Origin of the sequence: Alcanivorax sediminis (genome assembly GCF_009601165.1) — a bacterium.
Classification (GTDB): domain Bacteria; phylum Pseudomonadota; class Gammaproteobacteria; order Pseudomonadales; family Alcanivoracaceae; genus Alcanivorax; species Alcanivorax sediminis.
The window spans coordinates 1,243,212-1,262,991 of sequence record NZ_WIRE01000001.1 but is presented as its reverse complement, the minus strand read 5'-3'; the positions used below and the strand labels follow the sequence as shown (position 1 = coordinate 1,262,991).

General features: G+C 57.8%; 21 protein-coding genes. 6 read left to right on the top strand and 15 right to left on the bottom strand.

Annotated elements, in window-relative coordinates; translation table 11 throughout:
• Nucleotides 1–94: 94 nt before the first annotated feature.
• From GFN93_RS05695 to GFN93_RS05680, 4 genes are read right to left on the bottom strand one after another with little or no spacing between them, the layout of a single operon-like run.
• Nucleotides 95–1,933, bottom strand: coding sequence for a DUF3413 domain-containing protein (locus GFN93_RS05695; RefSeq protein WP_153499676.1), 1,839 nt, complete (start codon nt 1,931–1,933; stop codon nt 95–97).
• A 60-nt stretch (nt 1,934–1,993) separates the two neighbouring features.
• Nucleotides 1,994–2,989: an alpha-L-glutamate ligase-like protein gene (locus GFN93_RS05690; RefSeq protein WP_153499674.1), complete on the bottom strand. Its 996-nt coding sequence runs from the start codon at nt 2,987–2,989 to the stop codon at nt 1,994–1,996.
• Nucleotides 2,989–4,524, bottom strand: coding sequence for an inactive transglutaminase family protein (locus GFN93_RS05685; RefSeq protein ID WP_153499672.1), 1,536 nt, complete (start codon nt 4,522–4,524; stop codon nt 2,989–2,991). The genes GFN93_RS05690 and GFN93_RS05685 overlap by 1 nt, the downstream gene beginning before the upstream one ends.
• Nucleotides 4,524–5,117 carry an ATP-dependent zinc protease family protein gene (locus GFN93_RS05680; protein ID WP_235901683.1) on the bottom strand — a complete coding sequence of 198 codons (594 nt, stop codon included), beginning with the start codon at nt 5,115–5,117 and terminating at the stop codon, nt 4,524–4,526. The genes GFN93_RS05685 and GFN93_RS05680 overlap by 1 nt, the downstream gene beginning before the upstream one ends.
• A 256-nt stretch (nt 5,118–5,373) precedes the next feature.
• Between GFN93_RS05680 and typA the strand changes: the two genes are divergently transcribed.
• Nucleotides 5,374–7,185, top strand: coding sequence for a translational GTPase TypA (typA, locus tag GFN93_RS05675; RefSeq protein ID WP_328594291.1), 1,812 nt, complete (start codon nt 5,374–5,376; stop codon nt 7,183–7,185).
• A 280-nt stretch (nt 7,186–7,465) separates the two neighbouring features.
• Here typA and GFN93_RS05670 read toward each other — a convergent pair whose 3' ends face one another.
• Together GFN93_RS05670 and GFN93_RS05665 are read right to left on the bottom strand one after the other, a co-directional pair.
• Entirely contained in the window at nt 7,466–7,792 is a 327-nt protein-coding gene (locus tag GFN93_RS05670; protein ID WP_153499666.1) for a putative signal transducing protein, read from the bottom strand.
• A 3-nt stretch (nt 7,793–7,795) separates the two neighbouring features.
• Nucleotides 7,796–8,125: a DUF4377 domain-containing protein gene (locus tag GFN93_RS05665; RefSeq protein ID WP_153499664.1), complete on the bottom strand. Its 330-nt coding sequence runs from the start codon at nt 8,123–8,125 to the stop codon at nt 7,796–7,798.
• 68 nt (nt 8,126–8,193) lie between these two features.
• Here GFN93_RS05665 and trmL point away from each other — a divergent pair, with 68 nt between their 5' ends.
• Nucleotides 8,194–8,664, top strand: a complete 471-nt coding sequence (trmL, locus tag GFN93_RS05660) for a tRNA (uridine(34)/cytosine(34)/5-carboxymethylaminomethyluridine(34)-2'-O)-methyltransferase TrmL (RefSeq protein ID WP_153499662.1) — start codon at nt 8,194–8,196, stop codon at nt 8,662–8,664.
• Between the two features lie 154 nt (nt 8,665–8,818).
• Here the strand turns inward: trmL and secB are convergent, their stop codons facing one another.
• From secB to GFN93_RS05645, 3 genes are read right to left on the bottom strand one after another with little or no spacing between them, the layout of a single operon-like run.
• Nucleotides 8,819–9,295 carry a protein-export chaperone SecB gene (gene secB / locus GFN93_RS05655; RefSeq protein WP_153499660.1) on the bottom strand — a complete coding sequence of 159 codons (477 nt, stop codon included), beginning with the start codon at nt 9,293–9,295 and terminating at the stop codon, nt 8,819–8,821.
• A gap of 15 nt (nt 9,296–9,310) precedes the next feature.
• Entirely contained in the window at nt 9,311–9,568 is a 258-nt protein-coding gene (grxC, locus tag GFN93_RS05650; protein ID WP_153499658.1) for a glutaredoxin 3, read from the bottom strand.
• A gap of 24 nt (nt 9,569–9,592) precedes the next feature.
• Complete coding sequence (locus tag GFN93_RS05645) at nt 9,593–10,009, bottom strand: rhodanese-like domain-containing protein (RefSeq protein WP_153499657.1); 417 nt, start codon at nt 10,007–10,009, stop codon at nt 9,593–9,595.
• Between the two features lie 112 nt (nt 10,010–10,121).
• On the opposite strand from GFN93_RS05645, the gene GFN93_RS05640 reads away from it, so the two are divergent.
• The 3 genes from GFN93_RS05640 to GFN93_RS05630 are packed head-to-tail and all read left to right on the top strand — an operon-like array spanning nt 10,122 to nt 13,434.
• On the top strand, nt 10,122–11,312 hold the full coding sequence (locus GFN93_RS05640; protein WP_153499655.1) for a murein hydrolase activator EnvC family protein: 1,191 nt from the start codon (nt 10,122–10,124) through the stop codon (nt 11,310–11,312).
• 35 nt (nt 11,313–11,347) lie between these two features.
• The gene (locus GFN93_RS05635; RefSeq protein WP_153499653.1) at nt 11,348–12,664 is read left to right on the top strand and encodes a S41 family peptidase; all 1,317 of its coding nucleotides are present in this window, start codon (nt 11,348–11,350) and stop codon (nt 12,662–12,664) included.
• Complete coding sequence (locus tag GFN93_RS05630; protein WP_153499651.1) at nt 12,664–13,434, top strand: divergent polysaccharide deacetylase family protein; 771 nt, start codon at nt 12,664–12,666, stop codon at nt 13,432–13,434. Before GFN93_RS05635 ends, GFN93_RS05630 begins: the two co-directional genes overlap by 1 nt.
• Here the strand turns inward: GFN93_RS05630 and GFN93_RS05625 are convergent.
• The 5 genes from GFN93_RS05625 to hisB form a co-directional block, all read right to left on the bottom strand.
• Entirely contained in the window at nt 13,419–14,306 is an 888-nt protein-coding gene (locus GFN93_RS05625) for a bile acid:sodium symporter family protein (protein ID WP_153499649.1), read from the bottom strand. The genes GFN93_RS05630 and GFN93_RS05625 overlap by 16 nt on opposite strands.
• A 203-nt stretch (nt 14,307–14,509) precedes the next feature.
• The gene (hisF, locus tag GFN93_RS05620; RefSeq protein ID WP_153499647.1) at nt 14,510–15,286 is read right to left on the bottom strand and encodes an imidazole glycerol phosphate synthase subunit HisF; all 777 of its coding nucleotides are present in this window, start codon (nt 15,284–15,286) and stop codon (nt 14,510–14,512) included.
• A 13-nt stretch (nt 15,287–15,299) separates the two neighbouring features.
• Nucleotides 15,300–16,040, bottom strand: a complete 741-nt coding sequence (gene hisA, locus GFN93_RS05615) for a 1-(5-phosphoribosyl)-5-[(5-phosphoribosylamino)methylideneamino]imidazole-4-carboxamide isomerase (RefSeq protein ID WP_153499645.1) — start codon at nt 16,038–16,040, stop codon at nt 15,300–15,302.
• A 60-nt stretch (nt 16,041–16,100) separates the two neighbouring features.
• Nucleotides 16,101–16,742 (bottom strand): imidazole glycerol phosphate synthase subunit HisH, encoded by a 642-nt coding sequence (gene hisH, locus GFN93_RS05610; protein ID WP_153499643.1) that lies wholly within the window; start codon nt 16,740–16,742, stop codon nt 16,101–16,103.
• Between the two features lie 8 nt (nt 16,743–16,750).
• Entirely contained in the window at nt 16,751–17,356 is a 606-nt protein-coding gene (gene hisB, locus GFN93_RS05605) for an imidazoleglycerol-phosphate dehydratase HisB (RefSeq protein WP_153499642.1), read from the bottom strand.
• 103 nt (nt 17,357–17,459) lie between these two features.
• On the opposite strand from hisB, the gene GFN93_RS05600 reads away from it, so the two are divergent.
• The gene (locus GFN93_RS05600; protein ID WP_153499640.1) at nt 17,460–17,780 is read left to right on the top strand and encodes a GNAT family N-acetyltransferase; all 321 of its coding nucleotides are present in this window, start codon (nt 17,460–17,462) and stop codon (nt 17,778–17,780) included.
• Nucleotides 17,781–17,790: 10 nt separating this feature from the next.
• Here GFN93_RS05600 and GFN93_RS05595 read toward each other — a convergent pair whose 3' ends face one another.
• On the bottom strand, nt 17,791–19,614 hold the full coding sequence (locus GFN93_RS05595; protein ID WP_235901681.1) for a sensor histidine kinase: 1,824 nt from the start codon (nt 19,612–19,614) through the stop codon (nt 17,791–17,793).
• Between the last annotated feature and the right edge of the window lie 166 nt (nt 19,615–19,780).

Below are 19,780 nucleotides of genomic sequence, written 5' to 3'. Positions count from 1 at the left end.
CGTTTCATCCGGCTTGTTATCACTGGTAATTCCCCCTCCTGCGTTAACAGGGGAGGAAAAAGGAAAAGGGGTCCGGCGGGAAAGGCGCTAACGGTCAGGATTTTCGGTAGAACCGAGAGATATCCTTGAGCACCGACGCCAGCGCATTGCTCAACCGCCCCAGCACAACTGCATCATCATCGGGCGGCTGATCGTCGACTGTGCTGATGGTCATTTCCGAAAGCCCTCCGGCTTTCAATGGCATGGCCACCTTGTAGCCACTACCGACATACGCCAACGCATCCCAGCTGGCCACCAGACGGTAGGGCTGGTCACGACGGGCCGCAAACAGGGAGGTCCCGATGGAATAGTCTGTGGCGGGATTGATCACCCCAAGCAGCGGCAGCAGGGTGGGCATGACATCCAAATGGCTGGTGGGGCGTGTTACTACCGCTGGTTCACGACCCGGCACCGCCACCACCAGCGGCACATGAATCTGCTCGTGATGGAATTCGGAGTTGTGCCCCCAACGACCATTTTCCATGAACTCTTCTCCATGGTCCCCAGTGATGACCACCACCGTATTGTCGAGCGTTCCGCTTTCCTCCAAAACATTGAGCACTCGCCCCAGCTGCTGATCCAGATGGTGAGAAGCATTGATATAGCGGTTAAAGATGCCCTCCATGTCCTCTTCCAGATCCATGGTGGCGTAATTGAGGTCCGGCAGGTAATCCTCCCGAATAACACTTTCTTCCGGGAAGTAATAACGGGCATGGGCCGACTCGAAGAACATGAACCCCATGAAAGGCTGATCCGCTGGATTCGCATCCATCCAGTCCAGCAGGCGAGCTACATTTCGGCGATCACGTTTCCAGCCCTCATCCTTGTCGTCACTGACCATACTTTCTTCAGGCACATTCACAAACACCGTACGATCAAATTCCGGGTAGCTGAAATTGGCGCTGGTAAACAGGCCAAAACGGTAATTCTCCGCCTGCAGCTGATCCATCAGTACTGGCGACTTGCGCTCATCCAGAATGCTGAACCAGTAGTTGCCAGGCAGGCCGTAGAACAGGCTGAAGATACCCATCCGGGTGCCGTTGCCACCACTGAGATGATTGGTAAACCGGGTACCATGCTGCTCCGCGAACGCCCACAGGTGCGGCATGATTTCCGGGGTTAACATGTCCCAGCGCAAGGACTCCGCCACCAAAATCATGACATTGGGCCGGCCAGCATCGGCACCCTCCTGAACGGGGTTGAGCGGATAATGCAGTCGCCCCTTCACTTCGGCCTGCAGCTCGGTGCTGCGGGCCATCTCGATACCCCAATGTTCTGCCAGGCGACGGAAGGTGGTGGGCTGATAGAACGGTACCGATTGGGCCGCCATCAGCACCGGACGGTAACCCTTTAGATGGCTGAAACCATACACCGCACGCTCACCCACCATGCACAGCATCAGCAGCAGCACCGCATAGCCTAGACCTGGCACAGACCGAGAGCGCGTCAGCAGCAACAAGCCGCCCTGCAGAGCCACCACCAGCAGACATATGGCCACCACGACCAGAGATGTGGACTTACTGCCACCCATGGACTCAATGCCACCCGGCGTCGTCACCAGATTCCAGACGAAACCATTAAGATGAAAGCCATACATGCCATAGATCTGGCTATCGACCAGCAGAAGGATAGTGAGCAGGGAAAGCAGCAGTGCAGCCAGCACCTGCTCGATACGCCGCCCCAGCATCAGGCTGAACAGTCGGCAAACACCGGCCAGCAGCCCCACATAAAGTGCCGCATATCCTGCCGCTGCAGCCAGAAGAAACAGCCCCCCCTCCACAGGCAGGCCTATCAGGGCCGACCGACCGGTGTACAGCTGGAGAACAAACAGGAAAACCAGATTAGTCAGGTAAAAGGCCTGTAGCCGGCCCCCGGAAGAAGTTGCGCCGCTCATGACTCGCACCCAGAAGATTGTCGATAAATCCTGGCTGAGCCGGCTTAAGGAAAAATTAATTCAGGGTTGTTGTTCGGCGGCAACAGGTACAACGCCGGCTACCGCAAATTGTTGTTTCGAAAATTCCACTCTCTCAGCCGCCGGGCGATCTTCCCCCTTCAACGCCTCAAGCCGCTTTTCGACAATACTGCAACGACGCAACAAGCCATCATCCATGGCGATCTGGATGTTCAGCCCCGGGCGTGCATTCAGCTCCAGCATCATTGGGCCATGATCCCGGTCCATCACCAGATCCACACCCAGGTAACCCAGACCGGTAAGGTCATAGCAACGGGCCGCCAACGCCAGACAATCCTCCCAGTCCGGCACCGTCAGCCCGGCCACCGCATTGGCAGTATCCGGATGACGCTCAATGCGCTGATTATGCCAGGTACCCCCAAGGGTCACACCGGTAGACAGATCCAGCCCCACCCCAATGGCGCCTTGATGGAGATTCGCCTTGCCCTGTGACTGTCGTGTGGGCAAACGCAGCATGGCTGCCACCGGATAGCCCTTGAGGACGATGATGCGAATATCCGGAACGCCCTCGTAGCTGATGCGATTAAACAGCTCGGTGGAACGCACCCGGTATTCGATCAGGGCCTCATCCCGGTGCCCACCCAGAGAGTAGATGCCGGAAAGGATGCCAGAGATATGATGCTCCAGCTCATCCTGGGTAATGATTCGACCAGAGGCAGAACGGAAGTAATGCTCAAATCGGTCGGCGATCACCATGATGCCGTCACCGCCCGCCCCCTGGGCCGGCTTGATGACAAAGTCCCTGTGCGTGTCGACCACCTTGCGCAAGGTACTGATGCCCTGTTCGGTGCGGATAGAGCCGTACAGTTCCGGCACGCGAATGCCAGCCTCAATGGCCATTTTCTTGGTCTTGAGCTTGTCATCCACCAATGGATACAGACTGCGTTTGTTGTAGCGCAGGATGTAGTCGCCGTTACGCTGGTTGATGCCCATCACCCCACGGGCACGCAACGCCTTGCGGGTCTTTGACCAAAGCATCAGTGCTTGTCTCCATCCACCATGGCCCGGAAACGAACCAGCTCAGTGAGACGATAGCCCCGATAGTGACCCATCATTACCATGAACGACGCTACGCACAGCAGTACACCCGGGAAGGTAAAGACGAAGTAGGTCAGCGGCTGCCAAACCATCAGCAAATGGCTGAGCACAGCCACAAACAAGGTGCTCAAGCCCACTTTAAGGGACTGGCTACCCCCGCGCTCTTCCCAGACGATGGACGTGCGCTCGATTACCATGGTCAATACCACCATGGGGAACAGGCCTACGGACAGGCCCGAGCCAATACCCAGTTTGTAGCCGAGCAGACTCATCAGCGCCATCACGATGACCACGAACGTGAGCACCACCGAAAGTCTGGGCAATAGCTGTAATTTAAGATGCTCAAGATAGGATCGTAACGACAACCCCAGAGCGGTAATGAAGATAAACAGCATCACGCCGTAAATCACCTGGGTCTCGCGAAACGCCAGTGCAATCAATACCGGGGTAAAGGTGCCCAGAGTTTCCATGCCCACCAGCGAACGCATCAGGAGCACCAGGATGACACCGATGGGAATCATGATCAGGGTGCGATAGAGCTGCTGGGCCGGGAGCGGCAATTCGTAAAGGGAAAAATCAATGAAGCTGCTGGCGTCTTTCAGACGCAGCGTCTGGGCCAGCTGCAGCGCACTCATCTCATTGCGATGCACGCTGAAGACCATGTCAGCAGATTTGCCGCCATCCACCTTCATCAGCGGCTCCCAGCCGCGCCACCAGACCAGGCGGTCATCGGGCAATCCCTGCTGTCCATTCACCGGGTTGTAGTACAACCATTCGCGGCCGTTGTAGCTGCGCAGCCACAGTTCAGGCTCCTGCTCCTGGGATTCCATCAGACGGAGGGTGTGCACTGGTTCTACCGGTATATGGGAGAGACCGAGCAACAGGTCCACTACCCGGGCGCGATTCAGCGCAGACACATCACTCCCCAGCAGCAGCTGGGCATTGTCGTTTTCAAGCTCATTGACCCGCTTGATGGTCTCACTGATGAAGGTTTCCACGTCAGCGGAATGCTGGCGGATCGGCTCAAGCAGCGCTTCGGCAGCAAGACGCTCCGGCCCTTCCAGATTGGGGGCCTGACGAAACTGCGGGCCGGGCTCCACTTCCCGCGTGGGCGCATAGCGATGCGTCAACATCAGGCGGTAGTAGAGAAACTGACGTCCTTCGGCACGGCGTGAGGACCAGGTCACCTGACGGTTACCCTTTTCCTCGTTGACGTTCACGCCGTAATTATTGGAGATGAAACTCTCATTGAGGGTGGTAAAACCACTGCCCAGCGGCGGCACGAACATGCGTACCTTGACCGGCTTGTTGGGCTTGGCGGAAAAACCTACCTGAGCATCAATAACCCAGACAGGATCCTTTTCATCCTGACTGAGGGGAACATGCTGGACAACTACCTGATACAGAATGCTGCCCACACCCAGCAGCAACAAAACCAGCGCCAGAAGGCGAGCCTGAAATTTCACGGAACCCATTATTGCGCCTCGGCAGCCTCCGTCGTATTGTCGAGTTGTTCATCCAATTCCAGCGTACAGCGGGGCCGGCCAGCCGTCATTTGCAGTGAAGGATCCACTACCGCCCCCAAATGTTTCAGCGCCTCCGCCCCGATCAGCAACGGGTAGCTGAAATCACTGCGATCAGTCAGATTGACCTCAATCTGCTCTGCCCGCCGCCCCATGCATACGGTGAGCATGACCATGGGCCGACGATTGTAACCTCTTTCTTCCTCTACGAGACTCTCTGCAAGTCGTTTGATACGAACATGCCCCACCAGAGGCAACTGAATATCGTCCCACTGCTCCCGTGTGATCCCCAGGTTCTCGCGATCCTGAGGGGTCAGCGCAAGGTCAAATTCGACCATATCAACGCCATCTTTCTCAAAAATCTTGATATGGCGAGCACTCAAAGAGGCAGATTCTGCCCCGGTATCCAGCTTGGCCGGCACCGTCACCCCCAGTTCGCGCAGCTGAACATGCTCGTTCAAGCCATAAATCACCTTGCTGGCAGGGGTCTCGGCCCGGGCCACAAGAGAACATCCGGCCAACAGCAGCCAAAGAGGAAATCGCATCATAACAACCTGAAAGTAAAAGCGTTACTGTCCGGAAAACCGGTCAATGGGACATGTCTGTGACTAAACCGGGACAAAAAGGTTGCGCCATTCTAGGTCATCCCACCGTTCTTCGCAGAGACATCCGCAAAACCATGAAGTCGGTCACAAAGAAGAAAGCTGACCGATGGGCTATCGCCTGTCACCAGCGCTGCTATAATGCGCGCCCCTGCGAGCCTCAGAACGGGTTCGCCCATTCTTCACTGGAGCTACACTCGTGATTGAACGCCTGCGCAATATTGCCATTATCGCCCACGTTGACCACGGCAAAACCACCCTGGTGGACAAGCTGCTGCAACAGTCCGGCACCCTGGGAGATCGCGCTGGCGACATCGAGCGGGTGATGGACTCCAATGACCTGGAGAAGGAGCGTGGCATTACCATCCTCTCCAAGAACACCGCGATTCAGTGGAACGACTACCGTATCAACATCGTGGACACCCCCGGACACGCCGACTTCGGTGGCGAAGTAGAGCGCGTCATGTCCATGGTGGATTCCGTGCTGCTGCTGGTGGACGCGGTGGACGGCCCCATGCCGCAGACCCGCTTCGTGACCCAGAAAGCCTTTGCTGCCGGCCTCAAGCCCATCGTGGTCATCAACAAGATCGACCGTCCCGGCGCCCGTCCTGACTGGGTGATGGACCAGGTATTCGACCTGTTCGACAACCTGGGCGCCACTGATGAGCAGCTGGACTTCCCGGTCATCTATGCCTCTGCCCTGAACGGCATTGCCGGTCTGGAAGCCGACAACATGGCTGACGACATGACCCCGCTGCTGCAAGCCATCGTCGACAAGGTTGCCTACCCGGACGTGGATGCCGAAGGCCCGTTCCAGATGCAGATCTCTTCCCTGGACTACAACAGCTACCTGGGCATTATCGGAATTGGTCGCGTGAAGCGTGGTCAGATCAAGGCAAACAGCCCGGTCAAGGTAATCGGCGCTGACGGCAACGTCCGTAGCGGCAAGATCCTCACCATCATGGGCTACCACGGTCTGGAGCGTGTGGATGCACCGACCGCCTCAGCTGGCGAGATCGTTTGTATCACCGGCCTGGATCCGCTGAACATTTCCGACACCCTGTGCGACCCGCTCAACGTGGAAGCCCTGACTCCGCTTAGCGTGGACGAACCTACCGTGAGCATGTTCTTCCACGTGAACACCTCTCCGTTCGCGGGCCAGGAAGGCAAATTCGTGACCAGCCGCCAGATTCGTGAGCGTCTGGAAGCCGAGCTCAAGCACAACGTCGCCCTGCGCGTTGAAGAAACCGGCAGCGCCGACCAGTTCCGCGTCTCCGGCCGAGGGGAACTGCACCTGTCGGTACTCATCGAAAACATGCGCCGTGAAGGCTTCGAGCTGGCAGTGGGCCGCCCGCAGGTCATCATCCGCGAAGAAGACGGCGTCAAGCAGGAACCCTACGAAACCGTGGTGGCCGATGTGGAAGAGCAGCACCAGGGCTCTATCATGGAGCACCTGGGTCTGCGCAAGGCCGAGATGACCAACATGGAGCCGGATGGCAAGGGCCGTGTACGCCTGGAGTTCATCGTTCCCAGCCGTGGCCTGATTGGCTTCCGCAGCCAGTTCCTGACCCTCACCTCCGGCACCGGCATCCTTAACAGCACCTTCAGCCACTACGGCGAGTTCAAGGCCGGCGACATGGCCAAGCGCATCAATGGTGTGCTGGTGTCCATGGTCAAGGGCAAGGCGCTGGGCTTCGCCCTGTTCAACCTGCAGGAACGCGGCCGCTTGCTGATCGATCCGAACGTGGAAGTCTATGAAGGACAGGTCATCGGCATTCACAGCCGTGGCAACGATCTGGCAGTGAACCCCACCAAGGGCAAGCAGCTGACCAACATGCGCGCGTCCGGCACCGATGAGAACATTGTGCTGACCCCGCCGATCCGCTTCAGCCTCGAGCAGGCACTGGACTTCATCGAAGATGACGAGCTGGTGGAAGTTACCCCGGAGAGCCTGCGCATCCGCAAGAAGCTGCTCACCGAAACCGAGCGCAAGCGCGCCGGCCGGGCGTAACAGAAAGCTGCAGCAATAAAAAAGCCGGGTTGATACCCGGCTTTTTTATTGCTGCAGCTCCTTCATGCTTCACGGAACAGGCTTCACGCAAAGACCCTGCCCACCGATAGAACTTGCCAACGGCTAATCTCTTCCTCGCTATCGCTCGACTCGCACCCACAGTGGCGTTATTCGCTGCGCTCACCCTGTGGGGCGCACTGCGTTCGTTACTTCGCTACGCCACGTTCCTACAGCTGATTTGCAGAAAGCCTTTCGAAACTCGTTACTCGCAACTCGACACTCATCTTAAAAGCATCAGCATCACCAGCACACCAGCAAAAAAGCCCACCATCACGCCGGCCAAAAAACCAGCTGAAGAAACCGGCGCAGAAACAGGCCTCGGGGCAGAGATGTCCGGCTGCTCACGCTGATAGCTTTCCACCAGCTCTCGGGCACGCGCCTCTTCCTCGTTATCCACCCACACTGACACCAGCCCAGCTGCCGGCAACTCGCCTATTCCGCCCTGCAACAGGTCCCCTTGCACCCGGGCCGCAATACCCAGCTGCTGCAGCATGTCCGCCACCATATGGGCTTCCAGCCCGTCCCGTGCCTGATAAACGCAGCGCAAGACTTACTCCTGCTGGTTCACCGGGCTCTTCTCCACTACCTTCAGCAGCGAGTAGCGCTCGGAGCTGGCGTCCGCTGGCGCATTTTCCACTGGCGTCACCTTTACCCTCAGGACGTACTGATAACCGGACTCAAATTCGAAACCCTCGATCTTGCTGTAGAACAGCGAGTAGTTCTCCTCACCCTCACGGCGCACCTGGAGGCACTCCATGGGACCGACGCCAATACAGGCTGTCCGGTACGGAGCCACCTCAAGCAACTGCCCTTCAGTGGAAGACTCTCCACAGCCGCCCAGCAGGATCATTACCACGAATCCAGACCATACTCTCTTCATTGCCAATCCCTGTTATCCTTGCCTGTACTTCCATGAGTACCACGGCTCCGCTCTGACGGCAAAACACAATGCTGCATATCGCTCTGTTTGAACCCGAAATCCCGCCCAATACAGGCAATATTATTCGTCTCGCCGCCAACACCGGTGCGAGCCTGCACCTGATTGAGCCGCTGGGCTTTTCGCTGGACGAGAAAAAACTGCGCCGTGCCGGTCTTGATTACCGGGAATTCGCCAACCTGGAGCTTCACCCCAGCTTTGCGCACTTTCTCGAGAAGATTCATGGGCAGCGCCTGTTCGCATTGACTACCAAAGCCAGCCGCCCTCACAGTGAGGCAAGCTTCCAGGATGGCGATGTCCTGCTGTTCGGCCCCGAGACCCGCGGCCTCCCTCTTTCCATCATTGAATCCCTGCCTGAGACACAACGACTGCGCCTGCCCATGGTCCCCGACAGCCGCAGCCTGAATCTCAGCAATGCGGTAGCCGTGACGCTGTATGAGGCGTGGCGACAGCTGGGATACGCAGGGGCAATTAATAGTTAATAATGAATAATTAATAACGTCGCGGGATAGATTTTGTCCGCATTGAAACGCAAGAGGCCGCGCCCAGAGTATGAACGCGGCCTCTTGCTTTCCTGAATAACAAACGGCTGCTCGCGCAGCTATTAATTATTCATTATTAACTATTAATTGCCCTTCACTGCACCGTTTCGCCCTTCGCCTCAGCCTGGGCTTGCGCCTGCTGCTGACGCTGTTGCTGGTAGAGCGCATCGAAGTTGATTGGCTGCAGCAGCATCTGCGGGAAAGAGCCCTTGGCGACCAGGTCGGAAATCACTTCACGCACATAGGGGAACAGCAGATTCGGACAGTAGGCGCCCAGCAGCTGGCCCAGCTCTTCGCCTTCGATTCCTTTCACCGTAAAGATACCTGCCTGCTTCACCTCTGCCAGATAGAAGGTTTTTTCTTCCTTCTCATCCTTGGCCGTCACGGTAACCGTCAGCTCGACTTCATACTCGGCACTCTCGCCGACACGACGGGCACCGTTGTTGATCTGTACGTTGACCTTGGGTTTCCACTCCTGCAAGAACACTTCCGGGGCGCCCGGGCACTCGAAAGACGCATCCTTGAGGTATACACGCTGCAGTTGGAAAACCTGTTGTTGTTCGTCAGCCATTATTCTCTCCAGTTACTAATCCGCTCCGAGCAGGGCATCCAGTTCCCCCGCCCGCTCAAGAGCATAAAGTTCATCACACCCGCCAATGGGGTGATCATTGATAAAGATCTGTGGCACCGTGTGAGCCCCACCGCGCTGCATCATCACCTGACGCTGTGCGGGTTCCTGCCCCACGTCGGTGTCCTCATAGGACACATTCTTGCTGTCCAGCAAGCGCTTCGCGCGGACACAGAAAGGGCACCACGGGGTTGTATACAGTTCCACTTTCGCCATGGGCTTACCCTCCTGATCTGGCGTTCAGCCCTTCACAACTGGCAGGGAAGCACCACGCCAGGCGTTGATACCGCCCTGAATACGATGCAGGTCTTCAAAGCCCTTGGTACGCAGCTGCCTGCCAAGATGTGAGGCCTTGCTGCCCATTTCGCAAGTCAGAATCAGCGGTTTACCCTTGTATTTTTCCAGTTCTGCAATACGCTCTAGGGCCTGGCTGGCAGGAATATTGAGACTACCGGCAATGTGGCCGGCACGAAACTCATCACTGTCTCGCAGATCAACGATGACAGCCTCGTCCCGGTTTACCATATTGGTAGCCATCTGCGGCGTGACCGGCTTGCCCCCCCGACGGGACTCGAGCACGAAAAATACAGCCCAAAGCAGGAAAAAGGCGGACACCAGAAGATAATGGTTGCTGGCGAATTCAAACAGTTGGCTCATGGGAACCCCGAATCAGTGGCGTTAATCCATCCCGCAGGGCAATACCACCGCAGCCGGATCGATGAAAAATCGGCGCCAAGTATACACACCCCCAGGGGGGTAAGGTAAAACCATGCCGGCTACATTCTTGTCATTCCGCCCACTGGCGGCCACCTTCAGCCTGTTGCTGATCACCCTGCTATGCAACGTTGCACAGGCAGGCCCCACACCCTCAAAGGCAGAACTGGAAGCGCTCAAGAGCCGCATCAGCGAACTTAGCAAGGCCCAGGCAAAGGAGTTGCGTGAGCGTGACTCCCTGCAGGCTGACTTGCGGGAAGCCGAACTACGCATTAGCCGACTGGCACGGGAACAACGCGACCTTGAAAAACGCGAAGCAGATGCCAGGGCGCGACTGAACACCCTGGAAAAAGAACAGGCGGCCCTGGCCAAAGACAAGCGCACCCAGGTGGAGTGGCTGGCTCGTACCGTTCGCGCCAGCTACCAGAGTGGCCGACAGGAACGACTGAAATTACTGCTCAATCAGGAGCAGCCCGACCAGATTGCCCGCCTGATGCGCTACCAGGAGTACTATCAGCGTGCCCGCACCGACCGGCTGGAAGCGGTAAAGACCGAGCTGACCGAGCTGCAGGCCGTGAGCCAAAAGGTCGCTGCTGCCCGTGAGGTCCTGCTGGAGAAACGCAGCGAAATACAACGTCATGCCAGCAAACTTGAAGACGCCCAGCAGCAGCGCCAGCAGAGCCTGGCCATACTCAATCGCTCTCTGGACAACCGTGGCAGTGATATCAACCAGCTGAAGAGCGACCAGCAACGTCTTAGCAAACTGCTGGATGAAATGCGCCGCAGCTTTGACGATATCCCCGTTGACCTGGGTGGCAAACCCTTTGGCAAACTGGCAGGCAAGTTACCCTGGCCGCTGCCAGGACGCATCACCACCAGCTATAACAGCCGCCGGGAAGGAGCGCTGCGTTGGCAGGGTGTGATTCTTGGCGCCCCTGGCGGCACCCCGGTAAGGGCCATCCATCCAGGCCGGGTCGTGTTCGCTGACTGGCTGCGTGGCTACGGCCTGCTCACCATTGTCGACCATGGCGACGGCTACCTCAGCCTGTACGGTTATAACCAGGCTCTGCTGCGAGAGGTGGGCGAATGGGTCGCCGCCGGCGACAGCCTGGCGCTGGCTGGCAACTCTGGGGGAAACATGGCCAGCGGTCTGTATTTCGAGATACGCCATCGCGGCAAGGCAGTGAACCCGACACGCTGGTGCGACCGCCGTGTTACACTGCCCCCCATAGCCAGTAACCAATAACACGCACGGACCGCACCGTGCTTCGGGGACACCTGATGCCAATACTGCTTTCCCGGCACTTCCGCTCGGCGGCGGCTGCCAGCCTGCTTTTCATGGCCTCTTTCTCTGCCCAGGCAGCCGACCCGGCACTGGACCAGCAGGCCGCAAAACAGGGCGTTCCAGTTGAGGAACTACGCGCCTTCGCGGAAGTCATGGAGCGCATCCGCGCTTCCTATGTGGAAGAAATCAGCGACCGCGACCTGCTGGAATCGGCCATCCGCGGCATGCTGTACGAGCTGGATCCCCACTCCAACTACCTGACCCCAGACCAGTTCGAAGATCTGCAGGTTACCACTAGCGGTGAGTTCGGCGGCCTGGGTATCGAAGTCACCATGGAAGACGGCTTTGTCAAAGTCGTCACCCCCGTGGATGACTCCCCCGCCAGCAAGGCCGGCATCAAGGCGGGCGACCTGATTCTGAAAATTGACGACACCTTCGTGAAAGGGCTCACGCTGAACGAAGCCGTGGAACTGATGCGCGGCGAAATTGGTTCCGAGATCGAATTGATGGTGCTCAGTCAGGGCGAAGAGAATCCTCGTCAGGTCACCGTCAAGCGCGACAAGATCCAGCTGCACAGTGTGCGCTCCAAATTACTTGAGCCAGGCCTCGGCTACATCCGCATCTCCCAGTTCCAGAACAACACCGGCACCGATACGGCCAAGGCGCTGGGCAAACTGGGCAAGGAACACGCCCTCAAAGGCCTGGTACTGGACCTGCGCAACAACCCCGGCGGCGTTCTGGGTGGCGCCGTGGAAGTGGCGGACCTGTTCCTCGACAGCGGCCTGATTGTTTACACCCAGGGCCGCAGCCCCGACAGCCGCAGCGAGTTCAAGGCCTCCATCGGTGATCGCCTGGCCGGTGTTCCACTGGTCGTGCTGGTCAACGGAGGCAGCGCCTCCGCCTCCGAAATCGTGGCTGGTGCCCTGCAGGATCAACATCGCGCCCTGGTCGTGGGGACCCGTACCTTCGGCAAGGGTTCCGTGCAAACGGTCCTGCCGTTGAGCAAGGACAAGGCCCTCAAGCTGACCACCGCCCGGTACTACACCCCATCCGGTCGGTCCATTCAGGCCGAAGGCATTGTTCCGGATATCACCGTGGATCAAGTCACCCACCTGGAAGTGATCGAAGACCAGCAATTGCGGGAAGCAGACCTGCCTCGCCACCTGGACAATGAGCACGCCCAGAGTGACAGTGCACGCCAGACACCGTCTCTGGCCCAGGAGGATTATTCTCTGGCTCAGGCACTGGCGATTCTCAAAGGGGTGGTCCTGTCCCGTACCAGCACACCCCAGGCCAGTAGCGACACTCTCTAATGGGGCTGCGTCTCTGGGCACTTACTCTGCTGATGCTGGCCGAGCTGGCCAGCGCTGAGGGGCAGCCACGCATTGCCATCATCATTGATGATCTGGGTTATAGCAGCCGCCACGGCCAGGCCATCGTCGACCTGCCCGCGGCGGTCACCTGTGCGGTGATCCCCTTTTCCCCCCACGGACAACGACTGGCCAGACGCGCCAGCCAGGCTGGCAAGGAAGTCATTGTGCACATGCCCATGGCAGCCAAGCAGCATGAAAAGCTGGATCGTGGCGGCCTTACTGCCGACATGTCTGAGCAGGAACTGCTGACCCAGGTGCGCAAGTCCCTAAGCCAATTACCCGAGGCCCGCGGACTCAACAACCACATGGGCAGCGAACTGACCGAACAACGTCAGGCCATGGGCTGGCTGATGAAGGAACTCAAGGCCCATCAGCTGTTCTTTGTGGACAGCCGCACCAGCGGCCGCTCAGTTGCCCAGCGCCAAGCCATGCAGGTCGGGCTGGCGAACGCAGGCAGGGATATCTTTCTGGATAACGACCGCAGCCTGGTCAGGATCAACGAGCAGTTCAACAAGCTGATCAAACTGGCGCGCCAGCGCGGCCACGCCATCGCTATTGGCCACCCATACCCGGAGACAGTGCACTACTTGCAGCAGGTACTGCCCCTGCTGAAACAGGCCGGCATCCGGGTAGTACCCGTTTCCGAACTACTCAGCACGCCGGTCATGAATACCGCGTCCACTCAGGCGTCGGATCACGGCGAAACCTGAGCACTGTTGCGACCAATTCCGGTCAGGCGCGCATAGCCAATCAACAGGAAACCGAAAGCAAACATCAGTACACCGTACACTGCCGACGGCACAGACATGGCTTCGGAGTGCAACAGCGTCAGGGTCACCATCAGTCCGAGGGTACCATTCTTGATACCCAGCTCGATGGCCACAGTAAAAGCCTGATCACGGCTAAGCCCAATCAGGCGGCCACCCACCATGCCGAGAATGATCCCGGCCACGTTGAGAATAATCGCCGACACACCAGCCTTACGGAACAGTTCAAACGCTTCGTCACCCAGTTTGACCAGCAGCATGGCAATCACCGCGATCAGCACAAACAACCCCAGCAGACCCACCGCTTTTTCGCCCTTGGCGGCCAATACTGGCTTGAAATGTTTGATCGTCATGCCAATGGCCACAGGCAGCAGCACAATCACGATCAGCGTGATCACGGTGCGCAGCACCGGCAACTCGATAGTTCTGGCTGCATCATGGAAATGGGCGAGCGCCCAACCGGTGAAGGCAGGCAAGGTGACAATGGTGATCAGGCTGGCAATCACCGTTAGTACAATGGACAGCGCCACGTCTCCGCGCCCCAGATACACAAACAGGTTGGAGGTCGTCCCCCCCGGGCAAGCGGCCACCACGATCAGACCCACCGCCAGCGCAGGGGAGAGGTCCAGCGCCACCGCCACACCAAAGGCCACCATCGGCAAGAGCAGGATCTGGCAAATCAGCCCATAAGTTGTTCCCTTTGGCGCAATCACCACCTCACGGAAGTCCTTGGGCGTCAGCGTCATGCCCATACCGACCATGATCAGAAACAGGGATATTGGCAAACCGATGTCGATCAGCGCACTCGAACCCATTGCGTACTCTCCCGATTATAATTATTCGCAAAAGTTCGAGAGTAAATCAGGAACGAGGCCGGGACTATAGGCCCGGGGTAAACGGCAGCAGAAGTTCGACAGACTACGCAGCCTGTTACGGGCCTTGTTCACACCCTCAAAAGACACAAAAAACCCCGGATAAAACCGGGGTTTTCCAACAGGCAAACACGACATGGATGCGGTCAATCCAGACGCATTTCGATACCTGCGTTCTGCATGAAACGTTTGGCTTCTTCCACTGAATATTCACCAAAATGAAAAATGGAGGCCGCCAGCACCGCATCCGCTCCACCCTGGATCACACCGTCAGCAAGGTGCTGCAGGTTGCCTACCCCACCGCTGGCGATCACCGGCACTGGCACCGCTTCGGAAATCGCCCGGGTCAGTGCGATATCAAAACCATTCTTGGTGCCATCACGATCCATGCTGGTCAGCAGGATCTCCCCAGCGCCGTAGTCGGTCATGCGCCTGGCCCATTCCACCGCATCCAGGCCGGTGGGCTTACGACCACCATGGGTAAAGATTTCCCAACGGTTAGGCTCGCTTTCGGCACTGACTTTCTTGGCATCAATGGCCACCACAATGCACTGGGAACCAAAACGTTCCGCAGCCTCACGGACAAATTCCGGGTTATGGACTGCGGCCGAATTGATGCCGACCTTGTCGGCACCGGCATTCAGCAGGTTGCGGATATCTTCCAGAGTGCGGACACCGCCGCCCACGGTCAGGGGAATAAACACCTGACTGGCAATCTGCTCCACCGTATGGAGGGTGGTATCGCGACCTTCATGGCTGGCGGTGATATCCAGAAAAGTAATCTCGTCGGCACCGGCATCGTTATAGCGCTTGGCCACTTCCACCGGGTCACCGGCATCACGGATATCCACGAACTGAACACCCTTGACCACACGGCCGTCATCCACATCCAGACAGGGGATAATGCGTTTGGCGAGTCCCATGATTGTCTCCGCCTCAGCCCTTGATCAGTTCGTCAGACAAAGCCTGACCTTCTGCGAAGTTCAAGGTATTTTCGTAAATGGCCCGGCCAGTGATGGCACCGCTGATGCCCTGATCCGCCACTTCACAAAGATTGCGTACATCTTCCAGGTCAGTAATGCCGCCGGAAGCGATCACCGGAATGGACATGGACTGGGCCAGACGCACGGTGGCTTCCACATTGACACCCTGCAGCATGCCGTCACGGCTGATGTCGGTATAAACGATGGCGGACACACCATCATTTTCGAACTGTTTGGCCAGGTCGATCACATTCACATCCGTCACGTTGGCCCAGCCATCAGTGGCCACCATACCGTCTTTGGCGTCCAGTCCAACGATAATGTGACCCGGGAACTGCTTGCACATTTCACGTACAAACTCAGGCTCGTTCACGGCCTTGGTACCGATGATTACCCACTGCACACCCGCATCCAGATAGGCCTGAATGATTTCCGGGCTACGGATACCCCCACCAATCTGGATTGGCAGATCCGGATACTTTTGGGCAATGGCCTTGACGATCTCGCCGTTGACCGGCTCACCAGCAAAAGCACCATTGAGATCCACCAGGTGCAGGCGACGGGCACCCTGCTCGACCCAATGGGTAGCCACGGCCACCGGATCCTCGGAAAACACCGTATCGTCTTCCATCCGCCCCTGCTTGAGGCGAACACATTTTCCGTCTTTCAGGTCGATGGCAGGAATCAGTAGCATCAGAGTCTCGTCGCGTTATGCGTTTTTCAGTCGATCAAACAGGGAATTGCGTAGCGGCCGTTATGGCCGCCAGCGCAGAAAGTTTTCCAGCAGGGTCAGGCCAGCATCTGCACTCTTTTCCGGATGGAATTGCACCGCGAAAACATTATTGCGGGTGGCAGCTGCAGCAAAACGGCGACCGTAATCGCAATAACCGGCCACCTCTTCATCGGCCAGGCCGGTGACGCAGTAGCTGTGCACAAAATAAAAACGGGCATTGTCGGCAATGCCCGCCCACATGGGATGCGCCATGCCCTGCTGCACCTGGTTCCAGCCCATGTGCGGCACTTTCAGCTTGCCACCGGTTTCGTCGAGCATTTCGCCAAAGAAGGTCACTTCCCCGTCGAATATGCCCAGGCAATCCACGCCGTTGTTCTCTTCACTGTGCGCCATCAGTGCCTGCATGCCGACACAGATACCCAGCACCGGCTTGCCCGCCGCAATCACATCACGGATGGCCTGATCCAGGCCTGTTTCCTTCAGCACCGCGATGCAGTCACGAATGGCGCCAACGCCGGGAAAGACCACTCTGTCCGCGGCGCGAATCGCGTCAGGATCCCCGGTAATCAGGATTTGCTGGCCGTTAGCCACTTTTTCCAGAGCTTTGCCCGCAGAGTGCAGGTTGCCCATGCCGTAATCGATAACGGCAACTACTTCGCTCATGGCTGCAGTTACTCTTTTTCGCTCAGGGTGCCCTTGGTGGACGGGGTAATACCGGTCATGCGCGGATCAGGCTCAACGGCCATACGCAGGGCGCGGCCAAACGCCTTGAACACCGTCTCGGCCTGATGGTGAGCATTCTTGCCACGCAAATTATCGATGTGCAGGCTAATCATGGCGTGGTTGACCAACCCCTGGAAAAATTCATAGAACAGATCCACGTCGAAGCCGCCAATGCTGCCCCGGGTGAAATCCACGAACATTTCCAGACCAGGACGGCCAGACAGGTCCACCACCACGCGGGACAGGGCTTCATCCAGCGGCACATAGGCATGGCCATAGCGGCGAACGCCCTTCTTGTCGCTAACGGCTTTGGCGAACGCCTGTCCCAGGGTAATACCGATATCTTCGACGGTATGGTGAGCGTCGATGTGCAAATCACCCTTGGCGGTAATATCCAGATCCACCAGACCGTGGCGGGCTACCTGGTCCAGCATGTGCTCCAGAAACGGCAGACCGGTGTCCAGTTTGCACTGACCAGTACCATCCAGATTGATGGAAACCTGAATCTGGGTTTCCAGGGTGTTGCGCTCAACAGTCGCGCTTCGCTTGCTCATCTATACCTCCCGGGCATTGGGCCGGCTATTATACGCAGCCTGACGGCCTGTTGACACCATTGTGGCAGAGCCACCCATTCCCCCAACCAGCGGAGTCGACCCCATGCCCATCAGTGTTCAGGCCCACCCCCTCTCTCCGGAAGAATGCCAGACCTTTGATCAGGTGCTGCGCGATGACCCGGAATACCGGCAAAAACTCCAGGAGGCTCTGGCATCAGGGGATCACCGCCTGTTCGCCGCCCACTTCAATGGCAAGCGCGTGGCTATCGCCCTGATCGAGAAAAACCAGCCTGCAATGGACTGGATGGTAGTGCATCCGGCCACCCGCGGACGGGGTGTCGGCAAGGATTTCCTGCGCCTGATCAGCCAGGCACTGGGGGAGGCTGTGAGCCTGCCAGCACATTGCCAGCAGGCCAGCGCCTGATTCAGCAGGGTCAGGGTGCGTTAGCGGTATCGATTTCGGCCAGCGCCAGCCGCAAATGCAGACTGAAGCCCCGGCCGGGCCCGGGGCTTTCTGCCCACAACTGCCCCCCCACTTGCTCCACCATGACCCTTGCCATGGCCAGCGACAGACCAAACCCTTCCTCATGGTGCCGTGAGCCCATCACAAAGAACGGTTCCATAATTTTCTCAAGCTGATCCGCCGTGGCCCCCTTGCCCTCATCGCGTACCACGATATGCGCAAAGCCGCCCGCCACATCCACTTCGCTGGATACGTCCACATTGCCACCCTCCGCGCTGAAACGGAGTGCGTTGTCCAGCACCATGGCAAAGACTTCTTTCAGCTCGCTCTCACTGGCCCTTACCCGCAGGTTAGGGGATACCCGGTTGCGAAAGCTGATGCCGGATTTTTCAATGCGGTCTGACTGCTCGCGCACCAGGGCATCAATCAGCCACATGGGCTGACACGCCCCCACCAGTGGCGGCTGATTACGATCAGACAAGTCAAAATATCGCAGCGAGGTACCCACAATACCGATCAACCGTTTCTGGCCTTTGCGCACCATGGCCCAGACATCCACGTCACTGTCTTCGCTGTTGCTGCCACCCAGCGAATCCGCAGCACCAATCCAGTTGATCGGTGTATTCAGTTCGTGACTGATGTACTGCAGGAACATGGACTTGTCCTGGTTCATCTGCTCGATATCCGACAGATGCCGTTCCAGGTTCTGCTGGGCTTCCAGCGCCAACTGCTTGCGTTCGTTCTCGAGGAAACGGATGCGGTCACCGAGCGCCAGGGAGAGCATCACGACCACCCAGAGCGCACCAATATGCGGCAAATAGGGGATTATCGGATGGAAAGGGATCAACCCAAGGTTGCCAATGGCGAACAGGAAAATGGTCAACAGGAACACTGACCAGGCCAGCACATAAAGACGCGCAACCCGGAAGCCCTGTCGCCAAACTGTCCAGCCAAGCCAGCTGAACAGCACCACGGTCAACAGCGATACGAAAGTCGACAGGTGGTATGAGTACGGGGGCTGCAACACCCACTGCAGCAGGAAGGCCATGCCGATCATGATCAGGTAATGGCGAAGCAGACGATCATAGCGGGGGAAACGCTGCGCAAGCTGGAGGAACTGCCGCGAGTAAAGCGCCAGCGCTGTCGCAATCACATAGGTCGCCAGCCAAAAATACTCATTGATCTTGGGTGACTCCGGCCACAAGAATTGCAGGCCGTAACCGCTCACCGCGATATTGAAGTAAAGCACCCCGGCCAGAAACATCACAAAGTGAAGGTGCACGTTGTCACGCAGTGACAGATAAAGCATCAGGTTGTACACCAGCATGATCGCCAGCGAACCGTAAAACAGGCCCTGGATCAGCTGTTCGATATAGGTGTACTCCACCAACCCCTTGGCACTGTAGAGCATGGGCATCATGTTCAGCGCCCCCTTGCCCTTCACCTTCACGTAATACTCGGTTTCCCCTCCCGATTCGGTATTGAGCGGAAACACAAAAGAGCGCAAATCCATCGGGCGCAGGGAAAACGGGCGCGTATCACCCACGGGGAATTCCTTGTATGCACCGCTGCTGTCGGGCACGAACAACGTCAGCTCATCCAGAATAGGATAGCGCTCCACCAGGAACCAGCTGCCCTCGGCCGCAGTGGCATCCACCGCGAATCGCAACCAGATGGTGCTGTCCGTAAAACCAAAACTCAGCGCCGAAGCCTCGCTGTTACGGAACCGGCTGGCAAACTGGTTGCGCACCTGATCCAGAGACCAGTGACTTTCCGGGTCCTCCAGAATTTGCATCCTGTCGCCCAGCACAACAGCCTCCCCGATTCCCTTCAGGACAACAGGCTCAGGTTTGATCGCCTGCGCCGCAGTACTCAGCAACGCAAAAAAAGCAAACACAACCAAATGGAACTTTTGCAAAGGTCCTTCCCCTAACTATTGCTAAACCAATTCAACGGTTATG

Bases quoted from the DNA above. Each gene is read 5' to 3' on its own strand.
- GFN93_RS05640 (WP_153499655.1), top strand. From the start codon at position 10,122: ATGCCGGCTACATTCTTGTCATTCCGCCCACTGGCGGCCACCTTCAGC.
- GFN93_RS05685 (WP_153499672.1), bottom strand. From the start codon at position 4,524: ATGGGTTCCGTGAAATTTCAGGCTCGCCTTCTGGCGCTGGTTTTGTTG.
- hisF (WP_153499647.1), bottom strand. From the start codon at position 15,286: ATGGGACTCGCCAAACGCATTATCCCCTGTCTGGATGTGGATGACGGC.
- hisA (WP_153499645.1), bottom strand. From the start codon at position 16,040: ATGCTACTGATTCCTGCCATCGACCTGAAAGACGGAAAATGTGTTCGC.
- hisH (WP_153499643.1), bottom strand. From the start codon at position 16,742: ATGAGCGAAGTAGTTGCCGTTATCGATTACGGCATGGGCAACCTGCAC.
- GFN93_RS05625 (WP_153499649.1), bottom strand. From the start codon at position 14,306: ATGGGTTCGAGTGCGCTGATCGACATCGGTTTGCCAATATCCCTGTTT.
- GFN93_RS05600 (WP_153499640.1), top strand. From the start codon at position 17,460: ATGCCCATCAGTGTTCAGGCCCACCCCCTCTCTCCGGAAGAATGCCAG.
- GFN93_RS05630 (WP_153499651.1), top strand. From the start codon at position 12,664: ATGGGGCTGCGTCTCTGGGCACTTACTCTGCTGATGCTGGCCGAGCTG.
- trmL (WP_153499662.1), top strand. From the start codon at position 8,194: ATGCTGCATATCGCTCTGTTTGAACCCGAAATCCCGCCCAATACAGGC.
- GFN93_RS05680 (WP_235901683.1), bottom strand. From the start codon at position 5,117: ATGCGATTTCCTCTTTGGCTGCTGTTGGCCGGATGTTCTCTTGTGGCC.
- GFN93_RS05595 (WP_235901681.1), bottom strand. From the start codon at position 19,614: ATGCAAATTCTGGAGGACCCGGAAAGTCACTGGTCTCTGGATCAGGTG.
- GFN93_RS05695 (WP_153499676.1), bottom strand. From the start codon at position 1,933: ATGAGCGGCGCAACTTCTTCCGGGGGCCGGCTACAGGCCTTTTACCTG.
- GFN93_RS05635 (WP_153499653.1), top strand. From the start codon at position 11,348: ATGCCAATACTGCTTTCCCGGCACTTCCGCTCGGCGGCGGCTGCCAGC.
- GFN93_RS05665 (WP_153499664.1), bottom strand. From the start codon at position 8,125: ATGAAGAGAGTATGGTCTGGATTCGTGGTAATGATCCTGCTGGGCGGC.
- GFN93_RS05690 (WP_153499674.1), bottom strand. From the start codon at position 2,989: ATGCTTTGGTCAAAGACCCGCAAGGCGTTGCGTGCCCGTGGGGTGATG.
- secB (WP_153499660.1), bottom strand. From the start codon at position 9,295: ATGGCTGACGAACAACAACAGGTTTTCCAACTGCAGCGTGTATACCTC.
- GFN93_RS05645 (WP_153499657.1), bottom strand. From the start codon at position 10,009: ATGAGCCAACTGTTTGAATTCGCCAGCAACCATTATCTTCTGGTGTCC.
- hisB (WP_153499642.1), bottom strand. From the start codon at position 17,356: ATGAGCAAGCGAAGCGCGACTGTTGAGCGCAACACCCTGGAAACCCAG.
- grxC (WP_153499658.1), bottom strand. From the start codon at position 9,568: ATGGCGAAAGTGGAACTGTATACAACCCCGTGGTGCCCTTTCTGTGTC.